The 256-nt window shown below is 62.5% G+C and carries 1 protein-coding gene; it reads right to left on the bottom strand.

What is annotated here, in order from left to right:
• Nucleotides 1-256 (bottom strand): metal ABC transporter permease (locus tag SB756_RS32295; protein WP_410913529.1); only part of this gene is annotated, 256 nt, incomplete at both ends.

Here is a 256-nt window from a genome sequence, read left to right as displayed (position 1 = left end):
ACGCCCAGCGCCAGTGAACCCAGATAGAAACCGGCAAAACTGGCATCCTCTTTCAGCGGCGTGTAGCGACTGACCGCGCCAGAGAGCAGCGCCACGGCTAAACCGGCGATCAGGCCGCCAACACCCATCGCGACCAGTGACAATCCGGAGATCAGATAGCCAATGGCGGCACCGGGCAGCACCGCGTGTGATAAGGCATCGCCAATCAGGCTCATACGTCGCAGGGAGAGGAATACCCCGAGCGGCGTGGCGCTGA

It is taken from the genome of Pseudomonas sp. SIMBA_068, assembly GCF_046534705.1.
GTDB classification, from domain to species: domain Bacteria; phylum Pseudomonadota; class Gammaproteobacteria; order Pseudomonadales; family Pseudomonadaceae; genus Aquipseudomonas; species Aquipseudomonas putida.
Note: the sequence above shows the minus strand (reverse complement) of the source record. Positions and strands in the feature narration are given on the sequence as shown.